This window comes from Psychrobacter sp. CAL346-MNA-CIBAN-0220, from assembly GCF_040309805.1.
Taxonomy (GTDB): domain Bacteria; phylum Pseudomonadota; class Gammaproteobacteria; order Pseudomonadales; family Moraxellaceae; genus Psychrobacter.
In genome coordinates this window covers 1-279 of the sequence record NZ_JBEOPF010000167.1, presented here as the reverse complement: position 1 = coordinate 279, position 279 = coordinate 1, and the positions used below count along the sequence as shown (strand labels likewise).

General features: G+C 58.8%; 1 protein-coding gene. It reads left to right on the top strand.

What is annotated here, in order from left to right; genetic code table 11:
- Positions 1-32: 32 nt before the first annotated feature.
- On the top strand, positions 33-279 hold a 247-nt coding region (locus AAEY88_RS13165; RefSeq protein ID WP_350563106.1), incomplete at its 3' end, for a LysR substrate-binding domain-containing protein.

The following is a 279-nucleotide window of genomic DNA, read 5'->3' as shown; positions in this document are numbered from 1 at the left end:
CCGCACATGCCGCGTGGCCTTCGGACCAATGCTTGCTGCTTTTGCCCAGAATCCAGGCCGTCATTGAACAGGCGCGCCAGTTGCAGGAGCACCTGAGCCAGGACGAGTTATCGGGGGAGATTAACATTGGGGCCATTTCCACGGCGCTGACCGGCGTCTTGCCCGGACTGATCGAGCGGCTGACAGTGTCGGCACCCAAGCTGAGGCTGAAGATCACACCCGGCGATTCCAGAAGTCTCTATGAGAAGTTGCTCAACCAGGAATTGGATGCAGCGATAC